The sequence below is a fragment of the Allomuricauda sp. XS_ASV26 genome (assembly GCF_041224615.1).
Classification (GTDB): domain Bacteria; phylum Bacteroidota; class Bacteroidia; order Flavobacteriales; family Flavobacteriaceae; genus Flagellimonas; species Flagellimonas alginolytica.
Genome location: NZ_JBGFGK010000031.1, coordinates 510,073 through 526,141, shown reverse-complemented (window position 1 = coordinate 526,141; position 16,069 = coordinate 510,073). Strand labels below are relative to the sequence as shown.

The window sequence follows — 16,069 nt, the reverse complement described above, 5'->3', positions numbered from 1 at the left end:
GGTCTTGCAGTATGTTGGTAGACTACCCAAAAATGTTAAATGCTCTGTCGTTAAATTTATTTATTCCAAATAAGCTTTGCTTTACCTAAAGTTAGTAGTAATTTTGCGCCGATTTTTTTATTTAAACTCAGTCTTAATTAACACAATGTATCGACTAACTACAATCATCGCATTTTTTTGTATCCTGCTTGTTTCCGGGCAACAGGTATCCAACAGTGATTCCACACTAATAGAATTGAACGAAGTGGTGCTATCCGCCAAAGTTATTTTTGGGAGCAAATTTGTCGCAAAAAACAGAACGGGTTCATCATACTATGTTTCTCCCGAGGAAATCAAAAAGTTTAATTATACGGATGTAAACCGAGTACTGCGTGCAGTTCCCGGCGTAAATATTTATGAAGAAGATGGCTTTGGGCTACGTCCCAACATCAGTTTAAGAGGAACTTCTCCCGAACGAAGCTCTAAAATAACCTTAATGGAAGATGGTGTCCTTATAGCTCCGGCACCCTACAGCGCACCCTCTGCCTATTATTTCCCCACCATTGCAAGGATGCAGGCCGTTGAAATTTTAAAGGGAAGCAGTCAGGTTCAATTTGGACCCTACACCACTGGAGGTGCCATAAATATGATCTCTACAGAAATTCCCGATAACTTCGGAATTTTTCTGAACAGTAGCTACGGAAGCTTTGATACTGGTAGAGTACATGCTCAACTTGGTGATAGTCACAAAAATTTTGGGTACTCTGTTGAATACCTCAACTACAATTCAAATGGATTTAAAAACCTTCGGAATGATGATAATACAGGGTTTGACAAGAATGATCTAGTTGCCAAGTTTAGGCTCAATACCAATGCAGAAGCTAAGCTTGGACAAGAGTTTGAGCTCAAATTTCAATACTCTGATGAAACTTCCCATGAGACTTACCTAGGACTTACTCAAGAAGATTTTAACGCCAATCCTTTCGACCGTTATTCTGGCTCCCAAAATGATGAAATGAATGCGGAACATTTTCAGGTAATGGGAACATACGCTTTAAAGTTCAATAATCAATTTAGGATTACCACAACCGGTTATTACAACGATTTTAGCAGAAACTGGTATAAGGTAGATTACGTTACCATTGATGGTGAACGGGAAGGTATCGGTACTATTTTTAACGACCCCAATACCTACGAACCCTACCTCGACCTAGTAAAAGGCTCTTCAAACAGCGGTGCGAACGATTTCCTTAACTCCAGAAACAACAACCGTGATTATTTATCCACCGGTGTTCAAACCAAATTGGACTATCACTGGAGCGGAGCAAACACCTACCATGATCTGGAAATTGGATTGCGCTACCATTACGACGAAGAAGATCGTTTTCAATGGATAGACGATTACGCCATGGTAAACGGAAACATGGAATTGGTAAATGCCGGTATTCCCGGAACCAATGCCAACCGCATCAGCAGTGCCAAGGCCTTCGCATCATACGCCATGTACAAGCTAAAAATAAATAACTTGACCCTGACCCCTGGCCTACGTTACGAGAACATTTCATTGGAAAGGTTGAATTACGGTACAGACGATGTGCAACGTGCCGGCACCGATATTTCTGAAAGACGCAACAATGTTGATGTATTTATTCCCGGTATTGGTTTCAACTATAACTTTAATGACCTATCCGTTTTTGGTGGTATCCACAAAGGATTTTCCCCTCCAAGCAACCAACCCGGTGAAGACCCGGAAGAGAGCGTAAATTATGAGCTGGGAACCCGATTCTCATTCCTAGGGATTTCTGGAGAAATTGTTGGTTTTTATAACGATTACAGTAACCTTTTGGGAAGTGATCTGGCCGCCACGGGCGGAACTGGTTCACTAGATCAGTTTAATGCCGGTGAGGTAAATGTACAAGGTGTGGAACTTTTGCTCAACTACAACATCTTGGAGAACAACCCAAATTTTCAATTGCCCCTCACGTTTGGATACACGTTCACCGATACAGAATTCATGAACGATTTTGGAAGCAATAACGACATTTGGGGAGAGGTTTCTTCAGGGGATGAGCTACCTTATATTTCCAAGCATCAGTTCAACACCTCTTTATCATTGGAGCACGATAAATTTGAGATAAACCTTAGTGGCAGATACAACGGAGCATTCCGAACTTTGGCGGGTTCAGGTCCCATACCTGCCAACGAAAAGGTAGGTTCAAATTTTATTATGGACTTTGGAGGCCGATATAAATTCAACGACCACATATCCCTTACTGCCAATATGATCAATCTATTGGATGAAAAATATGCAGTTGCCAGAGTTCCTGCCGGACTACGGCCTGGACATCCATTTGGGATCTATGCAGGAATAGAGCTCAGATATTAATTAATAGTTTGCTCAAAAGAAATAGAAGGCAATCCATATGGGTTGCCTTTTTTAATGATATTCGGAAAACAATTCTGTCGCCTTATTGTAAGCAGCCTCAAAGACCATCCAGTTAACACCCGTATCAGCCTTTTCCGTCGTAAAATAGGAAAGCATTTTTTCCGTGGGCATGTTTCCGGTAAGCTCATCCTTGGCCATGGGGCAACCACCAAAACCTTGAACGGCCCCATCAAAACGACGGCAGCCTGCTTTGTAGGCCGCATCCACCTTCTCGTGCCATTTGGTCGGTGTGGTGTGCAAATGGGCCCCGAATTCGATTTCCGGGAATTTTGGAATCAGGTTGGAAAACAAATAGTCGATTACTTCGGGTGTGGAACTCCCAATGGTATCCGATAACGAAAGTATGCGAGCTCCCATTGCTGCTAATTTTTCCGTCCACTCCCCTACAATATCCACATCCCAAGGGTCTCCATAGGGATTCCCGAATCCCATAGAAATATAGGTGACCACTTCTTTATTGTGGGTGTCGGCCAATTCCAATATCCCTTTTAGGGTTTCCACGGACTGATCGATGGTCTTGTGGGTATTACGCATTTGAAAGTTTTCCGAAATAGAGAATGGAAAACCCAAATAATCAATGGCTGCGTACTTACAGGCATCTTCCGCCCCTCTCACATTGGCAACGATCGACAGGAGCTTACTCTGCGTCCGTGATAGGTCCAAACTTGCCAACACCTCAGCAGTATCCCGCATCTGTGGAATAGCTTTGGGGGATACAAAACTTCCAAAATCAATGGTATCAAAACCACAACCCAACAAGGACTGGATATATTTTACCTTTTCCTGTGTTGGAATAAAGGTTTTTATTCCCTGCATGGCATCCCGTGGACATTCTATGAGTTTTACTTTTGACATATGTATCCGTAAAAATACTACTTATTTATCCGATAGAAATAGATAAACCGCAATACCCATAAACACAATTATCTGCACCCATTTTAGGTATATCCCCGCTTTTTTATTCCTGGTCAAATAATTGGAAATACTACCGGCCAAAAAAGCTATTGTACCAAAGACCAATAAGGCCGAAAGCATGAAAAGTAGTCCAAGAGCGTAAAACTGAATCACGGTATCAAGTGTATCACTGAATAAAAAACCTGGAAAAAATGCCAAGAAGAAAATGGAGACCTTAGGATTCAGGACATTCATGGTAAATCCCGTCCAAAAAAGATTCCTTGGTGATTTAGCAGGCTGCCCTTCTTTGTCGAGCATAATAGAGGCATCACTTTGATACACTTTATAGGCCAGAAACAACAGATACACGGCACCGAACAGCTTAATGGCAAAAAACAATGCATCGCTCCGTTTTATGATTTCAGAGACCCCAAATGCCAACAAGGTAGTGTGCACCAAACAACCGGACACCAAACCAAAAACTGTGGCCATTCCCGCTTTTGTACCGTTGCTGATACTTTGTGCCAACACAAAAATATTATCTGGACCCGGCGACAGGGCAAGGGCAATTGAGGACACCAAAAAACCGATCAATATGGGATAATTGATAGTTTCCAGAAACAAAACGAGACTTTGCATATAATTTTAGCCCATTTTTCCCAAAATGGCCTTGTTTATTTTTTTGATAAGCCCAGGACCCTCATAAATAAATCCGGTGTACAACTGTACCAAATCCGCTCCCGCCTCCAATTTTTCCATTGCATCTTCCGGGGAGTGGATACCGCCCACGCCAATAATCGGGAAAGCCTTATTGCTCTTTTCCGACAAAAAGCGAATAACCGCTGTACTCCTTTGAGTCAAAGGTTTGCCGCTCAGGCCACCTTTTTCTTCGGTTAAAATAAGGTGAGATTTTAAATCCGTTCTCTCTATGGTCGTATTGGTGGCGATTACCCCTTCTATTTGTGTATCCGTTACGATCGAAATAATATCCAGCAGTTGGTCATCTGTTAAATCCGGCGCAATTTTTAATAAAATTGGCTTTTCTTTCTTATTCAACTTTTTGGCCAGTTTACCATTGTGGCTCTTTAGTTTTTTCAACAATTTGGTCAAAGGTTCCTTATCCTGTAGCTCTCTGAGCCCGGGCGTGTTGGGTGAACTTACATTGACCACAAAATAATCCACATGTTCGAACAGGGCTTCAAAACATATCAGATAATCCTTGATCGCATCTTGGTTCGCAGTAATTTTGTTCTTCCCAATATTTCCCCCAACAATTACGCGATGTTTTTTCTTTAATTGTTCGACCGCTTCGAAAACCCCATTATTATTAAAACCCATTCGGTTAATAATGGCTTTGTCATCGAGCAGACGGAACAAGCGCTTTTTAGGATTTCCCGGCTGCGGTTTTGGTGTTACCGTTCCAATTTCCACAAAGCCAAAACCAAAATCGGAGAATTCGTTGTACAATTTGGCATCCTTATCAAAACCAGCTGCCAATCCTACCGGATTTTTAAACTTGACCCCAAAAACCTCGCGCTCCAACCTAGGATCGTCCATGGCAAAAACACTCCTAAAAATCCCGCCAAAACCAAGTTTGGAGAATAACTTAATTGCCGAAAAGGAAAAATGGTGCGCAGCCTCAGCATCAAGCAAAAAAAGTACCGGGCGGATCAAAAATTTATACATGCAAAATGGGATTTTGGACAAAAATAAAAACTCTTAAAACAGTTCTATACAAATCGATCAATTTTCGTTGACCGACCTATTTATGTAGATAGGGCGTAAAGTTAATTGATCGCACATTTTCACATATTTGTCATACTGGGATTCGGTAAACGTACTGAGCAGCCGTTTATCCATCATTCGAATATTCTGCCGCATGCTGTCCATTATCGTTGCATATTTTTTGCTGACCGCCAACAACACCTCCGGAGAGCTTTCTTCGTTCTTTTTCATTAAGAACTTGGCCTTGTCCTCCAAAATATCGTTACGCACTTTTAGCTCGGCACTCCAGTTTTTCAGGTTTTCACGTTGGACTTCCGTTAGCTCAAAAACTTTGGCAATGGTCTCATTATCACGCCCTCCAACACCCAAAATACAGTCCATTTGGGCAAAGCTGAAAACGCCGTACAGTAAAAAAAGAGATGCTATTACAAATTTCAATGGTGGGTGCAATTATTTGGTTTCCGAAAGATAGGCATTAATGCCGATGATTTCTAAAATTGCATTTGAATAAGCATTATTTTTGATGAAAATGCCCAACGAACATGGATAAATTATTAGCTCGATTCTTGGAATATGTGACCACGGATACCCAAAGTGACCCCTACTCCAAAACCACCCCTAGCACCGAAAAACAATGGGACCTCGCCAAAAAACTGGTGATGGAGCTCCATCAAATTGGTATGCAAGAGGTGTCTATTGATGAGAATGCCTACATCATGGCCACCCTGCCGAGCAATGTTGAAAAAAAAGTACCGACCATTGGTTTTATTTCACATTTTGATACCTCTCCCGATTTTTCCGGAAGGAATGTGAAGCCACAGATCATTGAGAATTACGATGGGAAGGACATTGTATTGAACAAATTAAAAAATATTGTTTTATCTCCCGATTATTTTGAGGACCTAAAAGCATACGAAGGTCAAACTTTGATTACCACGGACGGAACCACATTGCTTGGAGCGGACGATAAGGCCGGTATTGCTGAAATAATCACGACTATGGAATACCTGATCCAACACCCCGAAATAAAACACGGCACTATCCGGATAGCTTTTACACCCGACGAAGAAATAGGTCGCGGAGCCCATAAATTCGATGTAGAAAAATTTGGTGCCGAATGGGCCTACACTATGGACGGCAGTCAAGTAGGTGAACTGGAATACGAGAACTTTAATGCGGCCAAAGCAAAAATTTTGATTACCGGGAAGAGTGTGCATCCTGGATATGCCAAGAACAAAATGATTAATGCCATTGGCATTGCCAACGACTTTTTAACGCACTTACCACCGAGCGAAGTGCCGGAACACACTACAGGTCGGGAAGGTTTTTTTCATGTACATAAAATTAAGGGTGAAATTGAGAAAGCAGAAATAGAGCTGATTATCCGGGATCACGATGCAGTTCATTTTCAGGCAAGAAAAGACCTCCTAGTGGATATACAGGCCAAACTCAACAAAAAACATGGGGAATACATAGAATTGAGCATAGAAGACCAATACAAAAACATGAGGGAGAAAGTAGAGCCTGTCTTCCATATTGTGGAAATCGCCGAAGAGGCCATGAAATCGCTACAAATAGAACCGATCATAAAACCGATTCGAGGGGGAACGGACGGTTCCCAACTAAGCTTTATGGGACTGCCCTGCCCCAATATTTTTGCTGGCGGCCATAATTTTCATGGCAAGTACGAGTACGTTCCATTGGAAAGCATGGAAAAAGCGGTAAAGGTCATCGTAAAAATTTGCGAACTTACAGCAAGTCAAATCAAGTGAGAATGGAAAAATCCGAAAAAATAAAAGGTTATTATGAGAAGGTGCATCCCTTTAGGGATGGTATTTCCCTATTAAGGGAATTGGCCTTAAAATCCGGCGCTGAGGAAGATTTTAAATGGAGTATTCCGGTGTATACTTATATGGGTAAAAATGTCTTCGGCATCAGCAAGTTCAAGAACTATTTTGGGGTATGGTTCTTTAACGGAGCGTACTTAAAAGACCCAAAAAATGTACTGGAAAATGCACAGGAAGGCAAAACCAAAGGTATGCGCCATTGGAAGTTCCACGATTTAGACGAAGTGGACAAAAAAACCGTGTTAGATTACATGAAAGAGGCCTTGGAAAACCAAAAAAAAGGTTTGGAGATCAAACCTGAAAAATCCAAAAAGGTTGTTATTCCCGAGTTATTGCTATCCGAATTGACCAAAAATTCACAATTACAGGTTGCTTTTGAGAAGTTTACGCCCTACAAGCAAAAGGAATTCTGCGAATATATTGCCGAGGCCAAACAGGAGAAAACGAAACTACGAAGATTGGAAAAGATTATCCCTATGATCAAGGACGGGGTCGGGCTGAACGACAAATACCGCTAAGCAACATCCCGGTTATTTAAATTCTGTTTTTCGGTACCAACCATTTACCTACCCCATAGTTCACTTTTAATCTTTCTTCGGGAAGGGTCCTAGTACATCCATAGCAAAAAAAAACGTCCCTTGAAATTTTAACTTCCAAGGGACGCCTTAATATGTATATCTTAAAATACGCTTACTTTTTTTCTGCGGGTTTGTTCAACTTTTGGCTCATTTCCATGGAAATGGCGGAACGGTCGAATTTTAATCGGCCAGCCATGGTTTCGATTACACAGGAAAAATCCTTGTCGTTCAGTTCCACTATTTTGCCGTGCAATCCACTTTTGGTGATAATTTTATCACCCTTTTTCAATTCTGAAGCGAATTTTTTCTCATCCTTCTGACGCTTGATCTGTGGGCGAATCATAAAAAAATAGGCCACTGCAAAAATCAATATCAGAGGTAAAAATTGTCCTAGGTTTTCCATTGAGGTCTTTTAATTATTTAACAGGACCCGCTGGAACTGCTCCAGGCGCCTGTACAAAAGCTTTGATTCTTAATAGCTCCGAACCTTTGGCCGTATTTGCTGTTACCGTAATGGTCTTTGTAACCTGATTTTGACCAGAACCATTGAACCTTACAGTAAGCTCACCGGTCTCTCCCGGTGCAATAGGTTCTTTTGGCGGATTTGGAACTGTACAACCGCAGCTACTCTTGGCATCGGTAATAATTAGTGGGGCATTACCCGTGTTAGTGAAAGTAAAAACAGTTTCTTGAGCCGCACCCCTTTCTATGGTACCAAAATCGTGCTCGGTCTTTTCAAAAGTCATTACCGGCACCATTTTATCTGCTTCATCTCTGTTAACGGCGCTTTCAACATTGTCAGCAACTATTTTTTCAGATGCTTTGTCCTTGCATGATACGCTGGTTAGGGCAACCACCATGATCAAACTAAAAATTGTTGTTATTTTTTTCATGATTAAAATTTGTTTTTCCAAAATTAAGGAATAATTGTTTACTGTAGACCCCTTCCTATTTTTTGCAGTCTTCCATCGGTTTTGTATTCCTTGGCCAATTTATCCAAAACCCCATTTATAAATATGCTGCTCTTGGGAGTGGAATACTCCTTGGCTATCTCCAAGTACTCGTTCAGGGTTACTTTTTCGGGAATTGATGGAAAATTGAGCAGCTCGCAAATAGCCATTTTTAGGATGATGGAGTCAATCTCCGCGATTCTGTCGTTGTCCCAGTTCGGTGTTTTTCCCTCGATTTCTTTTTCCCATTTGGCATCGTTGAGCAAGGTCTTGGTCAACAGGTCGTTTGCAAAGTCCATATCCTGTTGATCTTTTAACAATGCCGGTAAAAAGAAACGGTCGCCGGAATCTGGTTTGGCCTTCTTTAAACGTTTTACCAAAAATGTATTTACAATTGGGAAATCGTCTACCCAGGTCAATTTATCATCTTCAAAATAATCGTAGATTTTTTCGTTAGGGGCAATAATTTCCTTGAACAGTTGTATCACCAACTTACGGTCGTCCGAATAACTGTCGTCTCCGCTCAACATGTATTCCTTGTAAATGTCACTGGTCACGATCGCTTTGTGTATGATCTTCACATACTCATCGTTCAAATACCAATTGTCCAATTTGCGATCGGACAGTTCGCTCTTCAATGCTTCGTTGTTCACCAATTGCAACAACAGTCGGTTTTTTACAAATTTTCGGGGATCGGGGTATGTATCTTCTTCCGTGGCCACATATTTTTTGGATGCATGGTTCACATGTTTTTCCGCCAAACGGTGAAGTTCGGCCAAGAGGCTTAAAATCAAAAGATACAGAACGTACATATTGTCTATACTTACTCGCAGGAACTTTTCTTGTTTTTGCAAAGAATCGTCCTTGGATTGCACCAATGCATATATGCACTGCATAACTTTTACTCTAATGTGCCTTCTGGTGAGCATGTTTAAAGAACTTTTAAAGTGATTGTTCGGCTTTCACACGGCAAAAGTAATCTTATATTTGAATCTTACCTACCAAAGTTGTTTTCTTATCAGTTTTATAACATTTACTTTGTACGGTATGGTATATCTTTGCGGGATTGTCCGCAAATTTGGAAGCTAAAATTGCCTTTCTCCAATATGAAGGAACTTAAACACCTAAATAAATACTTTAAAAAATACTGGCTCAAATTGTTACTGGGGATTTTGATCACCATTATTGCCCGTGTTTTTTCCCTCATCATGCCATCGTATGTGAACAAATCCATACAGGCTGTCGAGGATTTTGCCTCAAACGCAATCAACTTATCGGAAGCAAAAGGATTGTTGTTGCAATATATTTTGGTTATCGTCGGAGCCGCAATTTTATCAGGTCTCTTTACTTTTTTAATGAGACAGACCATTATAAATGTATCCCGATATATCGAATACGATCTTAAAAATGAGGTTTTTGATCATTACCAACTGCTCAGCCTTAATTTTTATAAAAAAAATAGGATAGGGGATTTAATGAACCGGATAAGCGAAGATATCAACCAGGTTCGATTATATGGTGGCCCTGCCATAATGTACGGTATCCAAACCCTAACACTATTTGTCTGTTTGATACCCTTAATGTTTATAAAAGCACCCACACTTGCAGCATACACCTTACTGCCACTCCCCATTCTATCCGTTCTGATCTACCAGATCAGTAAAATAATACACAAAAGGAGCACCAAGGTACAAGAGTATCTTTCTACACTTTCCACGTTTACCCAAGAATCGTTTTCAGGAATATCCGTGATCAAGGCCTACAGTATTGAGCCGAGGATAAATAGCGAATTAAGGGAGCTGGCACAAGAAGGCAAGGATACCAGTATGGCACTTGCAAAGGTAAATGCCTGGTTTTTTCCTTTAATGATCCTATTGATCGGAATAAGCAATGTTTTTGTAATCTATATTGGCGGGCAACAGTACATAAATGGCGAAATTGAAACCATAGGGATCATCGCAGAATTTATTCTTTACGTTAACATGCTTACGTGGCCCGTTGCCATAGTAGGTTGGCTTACTTCTATAGTACAAAGGGCTGAAGCCTCTCAAAAGCGTATCAACGAGTTTTTAAAGGAAGAACCCTCCATTCTGAACAAAGTGAAGTCCCCTACCCCGATTGTGGGCAATATCGAATTCAAAAATGTAACCTTTACCTACGAGGATACCAATATTACTGCATTGAAAAATGTATCCTTCTCCATAAAAGCAGGAGAAACGGTTGCTATTTTAGGCAAAACAGGCTCGGGAAAATCCACCATATTGGATTTGGTCGCACGTTTGTACGATACTTCCTCCGGTGAGGTGTTGATCGATGGAGTTCCCGTCCAAGACCTTAATTTGGACAGCCTTCGCAGTTCCATTGGTGCCGTGCCACAGGATGCATTCCTGTTTTCGGATACTATTGAGAACAATATCCGTTTTGGTAACGAAAATGCATCACACAACGACATTGTGGAGGTTGCAAAAAAAGCTGTGGTACACAAAAATATTGAAGGATTTGCCAAAAAGTACCATACAATTTTAGGGGAACGTGGAATTACATTGAGCGGTGGTCAAAAACAACGGGTATCCATTGCCCGGGCATTGTTAAAAGACCCCAAGATCTATCTTTTTGATGACTGCCTCTCCGCAGTGGATACCGAAACCGAAGAAGAAATCTTGAACAACCTAAAAAGGGTTTCCGAGAGCAAAACTACGCTGATCGTTAGCCATAGGGTATCTTCTGCCAAGAACGCCGACAAGATCATTGTGCTCGACAAAGGAAAGATTATTCAACAGGGCACCCACGAGGAACTGAACAATACCGAAGGGTATTATAAAGAGCTCTATATTGACCAACTCTCTGGTAAAGAATCATAAAAAAGTTGCTGAATTAGCTTTTTTTTTACATTTTTGGTACTAGAATTCAACATAGTACCAAATACACTATACCATATGGGCCAGAAAGATACAATGGATCAGGAAGAGATTTATTCGAAAGTCTTAAGAGCAGGGAGAAGAACCTACTTTTTTGATGTAAGAAGTACCAAGGCCGGAGATTATTACCTTACCATCACAGAAAGTAAAAAGTTTACGCACGATGATGGTTCTTTCCATTACAAAAAGCACAAAATCTATCTTTATAAAGAAGATTTTAGCGCTTTTCGGGAAATAATGGAAGAGATGATGGATTACATTATCGATGAAAAAGGTACCGAAGTAATTTCCGAACGCCACCAGAAAGATTTTAAAAAGGAGGAAGAAAGCTTCAGCGAAAACGGAAACCCTTCCGAGAACAACTTTACCGATGTAAGTTTCGACGACATCTAAAAAAGTTATTCCCTTTAAAATTAAAACGACCTGTTTTTCTGCAGGTCGTTTTTTATTTTTGTACTGCTCGTAATTTTTGCAACATAAAACCCAGGAAACATGGCACGCACTCCTAGCAATATGCTTCCCCTAGGCACACAAGCCCCCGATTTTGAACTGTGGGACACCGTATCGGCACAAACCCTTTCTTTAGTAGATATGAAAGGGGAAAAAGGCACTGTGGTCATGTTTATATGTAACCACTGTCCTTTTGTGGTCCATGTAAATTCCATGCTGGTCAAACTGGCCCAAACATATCAGCAAAAAGGCATTAACTTTATTGCCATCTCCAGCAACGATGTGGAAAACTATCCGCAAGATGCCCCCCATTTAATGACGGTGAAAGCCAAGGAAGAAGGCTATCCTTTTCCATATCTGTACGACAAGACCCAGCAGGTCGCCAAGGCATATGATGCTGCCTGCACACCCGATTTTTATCTTTTTAATTCGGATATGAGACTAGTTTATAGAGGTCAGTTAGATGATTCCAGACCTGGAAACAACATACCCTTGTCCGGTACCGACCTAAAAAATGCAATGGATGCCGTTCTGGAAAACAAGGAGGTATTTCGGGATCAAAAACCCAGTTTGGGCTGTAATATTAAATGGTCGACCTACTAAATTGCGTTATGGATTCCGCTGCTCTAACCATACAACCAACAGACAGCTATAATCTTGGCACTTATTTAGAGGTTGCAATAGCATCCTACAGTGAGCATTATTGTCATTTATGGCAGCACAACGACCCTTCACCTTATATTTCGAAATGGTTAACGAAAGAAGTGGTCTTTGAAGAACTACAGGACCCCGATACATTGAATTACATCGTCTACCATAATACTGTAGCTGTCGGTATCCTAAAATTGATAATAAACTGCGGAATCGATGAAATTCCTGATACGGACGCCATAAAAGCGGAAAAAATCTATCTACTCAAAAAACACTCAGGTAAGGGAATTGGCAAACAATTGCTTCTTAGTATTGAGGAAATAGCTATAAAATTAAATAAAAAAGTGGTTTGGTTGGATACCATGCAAAAGGGAAACCCTATTCATTTTTATAAAAACAATGGCTACTCCATTAAAAGAGAAAGCGAAGTTGTGCTTCCTAATGTAAAGCCCTCGGAAAAGCACATGTGGATTTTGACCAAAACCCTTTAGCCTACCAACCCTCCCGTTCAATTAAATTTTTTATTTGGGTATAATGATGCGTTCCATGCCATGCATATCGTCCAATATTTTCCTTGAGGGTGGATTGCAGGTTTCCATCAGGGTGAACAAATGATCGCTGTAGATCCTCCTCGGACAAACCCTTTATCAAAAAAACTAGTTTTGCGTGTACTGCTTTTAAATGATCCAACGACATTTGAACCGGAGCGGTACGGCTATCAAAAAGTTCTGCCCACTCTTTTTCATTGTATGGCTTTATAACAGGCGTATTTTCCGTCAAGGCCCATTTAAACCGAATATAGCTATTGTGGTGGCTATCGGAAATATGATGCACCAGTTGCCTAACCGTCCATCCTCCGGGACGGTAAGGGGTTTCCAATTGATCGGTCGAAAGTGCGGAGACCAAATCGCTCAGCTTCCCCGGTAATTCTTCCAAAACGGCTATCCATCCCTCCAAATCGCTACTCGAAATGGTTTTCGGCACTTCGAATTTACCAATCGGATATTTTAATTGTTCCAAAGCTTCTTTTTCCATGCCTTAAAAATAAGAATCTTCGTTTAGCTAAAGCTAGCATCCCAAGGGATTCTTTCTAAGATTTTAATACAGTTTTAACTGACACATAATAATTTGACCAAATAATCTAGTAATTTTGTAGAGTACTTTTTATAAACTTTAAAATCTAAAATATATGGCAACTTTAAGATTAGGGGATACCGCTCCGGATTTTACCGCGGTTACCTCCCAAGGAACACTTAATTTTTATGAATATTTAGGAGATAGCTGGGGCATCCTGTTTTCGCACCCTGCGGATTTTACCCCTGTCTGCACCACGGAATTAGGCGCTGCCGCCAAGTTTAAGGACGAATTCGACAAAAGAAACGTAAAAATGATGGCCCTAAGTGTAGATGGTGCCGCATCGCACATGGATTGGATAAAGGACATAAACGAAACCCAGAATACCGAAGTCAACTTTCCCATAGTGGCCGATGTGGAAAGAAAAGTATCCGACTTGTACGACATGATTCACCCAAATGCCGATGACACCCTTACTGTTCGCTCCGTATTTATTATAGATCCCGATAAAAAAATTAAACTTACCCTAACCTATCCGGCCTCCACAGGACGTAATTTTTACGAACTGTTGCGAGTAATCGATTCTTTGCAATTGACCGCAAACCACAAAGTAGCCACTCCTGCCAACTGGAAAAATGGCGAAAAAGTGGTGGTAAGCCCAGCAATTCCAACGGAAGAGGCCAAGGGAATCTTTACCAAAGGGGTCGAGGAAATTAAGCCATATTTACGATTGACGCCAGACCCTACAAATTAATTTTAATTAATATTTGAAAAAAAACCTGATACCCAATAAATTAAACGTACCTTTGGAGCCAATTAATTTTTTTCAATTTATATTATGAGTAAAGGAACAGTAAAATTCTTCAATGATTCTAAAGGTTACGGATTTATCACTGAAGATGGTTCAAACACAGATCACTTCGTACACATTTCAGGTTTGATCGATGAAATTAGAGAAGGTGATGTTGTAGAATTCGAACTACAACAAGGTAAAAAAGGATTAAACGCCGTTAATGTACAAGTTGCGGAATAAGTTATAGCATACTTTTTTATAGTTAAGGCCCGAGCAATGCTCGGGCCTTTTTTATTTTTTTAAATCCCTACGCAACCATTTTCTTTTTTGCTATCTATTGGGTAAACAAGCTTTGTTCCCCACAACCATTAAACCTATAGCAATGAACACCTTTTTTGGAGTACTCACCTTCCTTTTGATCGTAAATGCGTTACTATTGGCCTGGAGTGTAAACGGTTCTAAAAAGTAGCTTAATTTTTAACACGGACAATAGGTAGGGTTTTTTAACGTTGAATTGTTACGGAATAAACACTTACAACCATGACCACTTTTTTTAGCGTACTATTAGTTCTGCTTGCCCTTAATTTTTGTTTATTGCTATTGAGCGTAAACCGGGCCAAATAAAAAAGCTTCCATTTCTGAAAGCTTCACCTATATAATCTAAGAAGGATTATTTTATTTTACATTCATTAACTCCACGTCAAAAATCAGTGTAGCATTAGGAGGAATTACCCCTCCGGCTCCCGCACTTCCATAAGCCAAATGGGAAGGAATCACAAATCTGGCCTTATCACCAACTTGCAATAGCCCAATACCCTCGTCCCATCCGGGAATTACTTGCCCTACACCAAGAGCAAAATCTATGGGTTGATTTCTTTTGTATGATGAATCAAAAACCTGACCGTTGGCCAATGCACCTTCATAATGTACGGACACGGTTTTGCCTTTTTCCGCTTTAGAACCGCTTCCCTTTTGGATAATTTGGTAACGTAGTCCACTATCGGTCTTTTCAAAACCTGCAGCCAATTTTTCCATTTCTGCCTCGGCTTGAGCCTTTTGCTCGGCTATACGTTTTTCCCTGGCTCCCTCGAACGTTCGAAAAGCCTCAATGGCATTCCATTTTTTGGCCTCTTCACCAACTCGTACAATTTCCAAAGTTTCTATAGCGTCCCCTTGTGCAATGGCATCTACAATATCCTGACCTTCCGCCACCTTTCCAAACACTGTGTGCTTGTTGTCCAACCAAGGTGTGGCCACATGGGTAATAAAAAACTGGCTTCCATTGGTTCCGGGTCCGGCATTGGCCATTGAAAGCACACCGGGACCATCATGTATAAGGTCGGGATGGAACTCATCATCAAACTTATAACCTGGGTCCCCGGTCCCTGTTCCTGTTGGGCATCCGCCCTGTATCATAAAATCGGCGATTACCCTATGGAACTTTAAGCCATCGTAATATGGTTTGCCCTGTGGTTTTACACTGTTCTCCATATTTCCTTCTGCCAGTGCAACAAAATTGCCCACGGTCCCCGGTGTTTTATCGTGAGTAAGTTTTACCAAAATTTCACCTTTGGTGGTATTGAATTTTGCGTAGATTCCGTCTTGCATTGTATCTTGATTAATAGATTATTAGAATACGTGGTTCTCGGATTTTTCCAAGGCTGCAAAGATAGGGCTTTATGCTTTAGGTCAAAAAACGGGAGTGTAGATTCAATGTACCATCGACCATTACAATAAAAGCTTTTGGGATGTCACATTGACCAT

Annotated in this window: 18 protein-coding genes; 9 read left to right on the top strand and 9 right to left on the bottom strand. The window is 40.8% G+C overall.

Annotated features, from left to right (window positions below; all coding sequences use genetic code 11):
* Positions 1-145 precede the first annotated feature (145 nt).
* A complete protein-coding gene (locus AB9K32_RS09855; RefSeq protein ID WP_369885073.1) occupies positions 146-2,365 on the top strand; it encodes a TonB-dependent receptor family protein in 2,220 nt (739 codons plus the stop codon).
* Positions 2,366-2,416: 51 nt separating this feature from the next.
* Here AB9K32_RS09855 and AB9K32_RS09850 read toward each other — a convergent pair whose 3' ends face one another.
* Genes AB9K32_RS09850 through AB9K32_RS09835 form a run of 4 tightly spaced genes read right to left on the bottom strand, consistent with a single transcriptional unit; the run spans position 2,417 to position 5,482 of the window.
* A complete protein-coding gene (locus AB9K32_RS09850) occupies positions 2,417-3,280 on the bottom strand; it encodes a hydroxymethylglutaryl-CoA lyase (protein WP_369885072.1) in 864 nt (287 codons plus the stop codon).
* Positions 3,281-3,301: 21 nt separating this feature from the next.
* Complete coding sequence (locus tag AB9K32_RS09845; RefSeq protein ID WP_369885071.1) at positions 3,302-3,958, bottom strand: LysE family translocator; 657 nt, start codon at positions 3,956-3,958, stop codon at positions 3,302-3,304.
* A gap of 6 nt (positions 3,959-3,964) precedes the next feature.
* Positions 3,965-5,005, bottom strand: coding sequence for a quinone-dependent dihydroorotate dehydrogenase (locus AB9K32_RS09840; protein WP_369885070.1), 1,041 nt, complete (start codon positions 5,003-5,005; stop codon positions 3,965-3,967).
* A 57-nt stretch (positions 5,006-5,062) separates the two neighbouring features.
* Positions 5,063-5,482: a hypothetical protein gene (locus AB9K32_RS09835; RefSeq protein ID WP_338193522.1), complete on the bottom strand. Its 420-nt coding sequence runs from the start codon at positions 5,480-5,482 to the stop codon at positions 5,063-5,065.
* Positions 5,483-5,586: 104 nt separating this feature from the next.
* On the opposite strand from AB9K32_RS09835, the gene pepT reads away from it, so the two are divergent.
* Positions 5,587-6,816: a peptidase T gene (pepT, locus tag AB9K32_RS09830; RefSeq protein ID WP_369885069.1), complete on the top strand. Its 1,230-nt coding sequence runs from the start codon at positions 5,587-5,589 to the stop codon at positions 6,814-6,816.
* 2 nt (positions 6,817-6,818) lie between these two features.
* Entirely contained in the window at positions 6,819-7,409 is a 591-nt protein-coding gene (locus AB9K32_RS09825) for a YdeI family protein (RefSeq protein WP_369885068.1), read from the top strand.
* 172 nt (positions 7,410-7,581) lie between these two features.
* Here AB9K32_RS09825 and yajC read toward each other — a convergent pair whose 3' ends face one another.
* From yajC to nusB, 3 genes are read right to left on the bottom strand one after another with little or no spacing between them, the layout of a single operon-like run.
* The gene (gene yajC / locus AB9K32_RS09820; RefSeq protein WP_252079163.1) at positions 7,582-7,872 is read right to left on the bottom strand and encodes a preprotein translocase subunit YajC; all 291 of its coding nucleotides are present in this window, start codon (positions 7,870-7,872) and stop codon (positions 7,582-7,584) included.
* A gap of 13 nt (positions 7,873-7,885) precedes the next feature.
* A complete protein-coding gene (locus AB9K32_RS09815) occupies positions 7,886-8,362 on the bottom strand; it encodes a DUF1573 domain-containing protein (RefSeq protein WP_224835201.1) in 477 nt (158 codons plus the stop codon).
* Positions 8,363-8,400: 38 nt separating this feature from the next.
* Entirely contained in the window at positions 8,401-9,348 is a 948-nt protein-coding gene (gene nusB, locus AB9K32_RS09810) for a transcription antitermination factor NusB (RefSeq protein WP_293294257.1), read from the bottom strand.
* A gap of 177 nt (positions 9,349-9,525) precedes the next feature.
* Between nusB and AB9K32_RS09805 the strand changes: the two genes are divergently transcribed.
* From AB9K32_RS09805 to AB9K32_RS09790, 4 genes are all read left to right on the top strand, one after another.
* On the top strand, positions 9,526-11,280 hold the full coding sequence (locus tag AB9K32_RS09805; protein WP_252079162.1) for an ABC transporter ATP-binding protein: 1,755 nt from the start codon (positions 9,526-9,528) through the stop codon (positions 11,278-11,280).
* A gap of 75 nt (positions 11,281-11,355) precedes the next feature.
* Positions 11,356-11,730: a PUR family DNA/RNA-binding protein gene (locus tag AB9K32_RS09800; protein WP_369885067.1), complete on the top strand. Its 375-nt coding sequence runs from the start codon at positions 11,356-11,358 to the stop codon at positions 11,728-11,730.
* A gap of 99 nt (positions 11,731-11,829) precedes the next feature.
* Positions 11,830-12,390, top strand: a complete 561-nt coding sequence (locus AB9K32_RS09795; protein ID WP_224835205.1) for a thioredoxin family protein — start codon at positions 11,830-11,832, stop codon at positions 12,388-12,390.
* Positions 12,391-12,398: 8 nt separating this feature from the next.
* A complete protein-coding gene (locus AB9K32_RS09790; RefSeq protein ID WP_369885066.1) occupies positions 12,399-12,929 on the top strand; it encodes a GNAT family N-acetyltransferase in 531 nt (176 codons plus the stop codon).
* A 1-nt stretch (position 12,930) separates the two neighbouring features.
* Here AB9K32_RS09790 and AB9K32_RS09785 read toward each other — a convergent pair whose 3' ends face one another.
* Positions 12,931-13,473: a YfiT family bacillithiol transferase gene (locus tag AB9K32_RS09785; protein WP_369885065.1), complete on the bottom strand. Its 543-nt coding sequence runs from the start codon at positions 13,471-13,473 to the stop codon at positions 12,931-12,933.
* A 154-nt stretch (positions 13,474-13,627) separates the two neighbouring features.
* Between AB9K32_RS09785 and AB9K32_RS09780 the strand changes: the two genes are divergently transcribed.
* The gene (locus AB9K32_RS09780; RefSeq protein WP_369885064.1) at positions 13,628-14,266 is read left to right on the top strand and encodes a peroxiredoxin; all 639 of its coding nucleotides are present in this window, start codon (positions 13,628-13,630) and stop codon (positions 14,264-14,266) included.
* A gap of 84 nt (positions 14,267-14,350) precedes the next feature.
* Positions 14,351-14,545: a cold-shock protein gene (locus tag AB9K32_RS09775; protein ID WP_127142008.1), complete on the top strand. Its 195-nt coding sequence runs from the start codon at positions 14,351-14,353 to the stop codon at positions 14,543-14,545.
* Positions 14,546-14,980: 435 nt separating this feature from the next.
* Here AB9K32_RS09775 and AB9K32_RS09770 read toward each other — a convergent pair whose 3' ends face one another.
* On the bottom strand, positions 14,981-15,913 hold the full coding sequence (locus AB9K32_RS09770; RefSeq protein ID WP_224835209.1) for a peptidylprolyl isomerase: 933 nt from the start codon (positions 15,911-15,913) through the stop codon (positions 14,981-14,983).
* Positions 15,914-16,069: the final 156 nt, after the last annotated feature.

What these genes read in the sequence shown, in the direction of transcription:
- AB9K32_RS09815 (WP_224835201.1), bottom strand. Translation starts at nt 8,362, where the DNA reads ATGAAAAAAATAACAACAATTTTTAGTTTGATCATGGTGGTTGCCCTA.
- AB9K32_RS09770 (WP_224835209.1), bottom strand. Translation starts at nt 15,913, where the DNA reads ATGCAAGACGGAATCTACGCAAAATTCAATACCACCAAAGGTGAAATT.
- AB9K32_RS09800 (WP_369885067.1), top strand. Translation starts at nt 11,356, where the DNA reads ATGGGCCAGAAAGATACAATGGATCAGGAAGAGATTTATTCGAAAGTC.
- AB9K32_RS09845 (WP_369885071.1), bottom strand. Translation starts at nt 3,958, where the DNA reads ATGCAAAGTCTCGTTTTGTTTCTGGAAACTATCAATTATCCCATATTG.
- AB9K32_RS09785 (WP_369885065.1), bottom strand. Translation starts at nt 13,473, where the DNA reads ATGGAAAAAGAAGCTTTGGAACAATTAAAATATCCGATTGGTAAATTC.
- yajC (WP_252079163.1), bottom strand. Translation starts at nt 7,872, where the DNA reads ATGGAAAACCTAGGACAATTTTTACCTCTGATATTGATTTTTGCAGTG.
- AB9K32_RS09855 (WP_369885073.1), top strand. Translation starts at nt 146, where the DNA reads ATGTATCGACTAACTACAATCATCGCATTTTTTTGTATCCTGCTTGTT.
- AB9K32_RS09775 (WP_127142008.1), top strand. Translation starts at nt 14,351, where the DNA reads ATGAGTAAAGGAACAGTAAAATTCTTCAATGATTCTAAAGGTTACGGA.
- AB9K32_RS09790 (WP_369885066.1), top strand. Translation starts at nt 12,399, where the DNA reads ATGGATTCCGCTGCTCTAACCATACAACCAACAGACAGCTATAATCTT.
- AB9K32_RS09825 (WP_369885068.1), top strand. Translation starts at nt 6,819, where the DNA reads ATGGAAAAATCCGAAAAAATAAAAGGTTATTATGAGAAGGTGCATCCC.
- AB9K32_RS09795 (WP_224835205.1), top strand. Translation starts at nt 11,830, where the DNA reads ATGGCACGCACTCCTAGCAATATGCTTCCCCTAGGCACACAAGCCCCC.
- AB9K32_RS09805 (WP_252079162.1), top strand. Translation starts at nt 9,526, where the DNA reads ATGAAGGAACTTAAACACCTAAATAAATACTTTAAAAAATACTGGCTC.
- nusB (WP_293294257.1), bottom strand. Translation starts at nt 9,348, where the DNA reads ATGCTCACCAGAAGGCACATTAGAGTAAAAGTTATGCAGTGCATATAT.
- AB9K32_RS09780 (WP_369885064.1), top strand. Translation starts at nt 13,628, where the DNA reads ATGGCAACTTTAAGATTAGGGGATACCGCTCCGGATTTTACCGCGGTT.
- AB9K32_RS09850 (WP_369885072.1), bottom strand. Translation starts at nt 3,280, where the DNA reads ATGTCAAAAGTAAAACTCATAGAATGTCCACGGGATGCCATGCAGGGA.
- pepT (WP_369885069.1), top strand. Translation starts at nt 5,587, where the DNA reads ATGGATAAATTATTAGCTCGATTCTTGGAATATGTGACCACGGATACC.
- AB9K32_RS09840 (WP_369885070.1), bottom strand. Translation starts at nt 5,005, where the DNA reads ATGTATAAATTTTTGATCCGCCCGGTACTTTTTTTGCTTGATGCTGAG.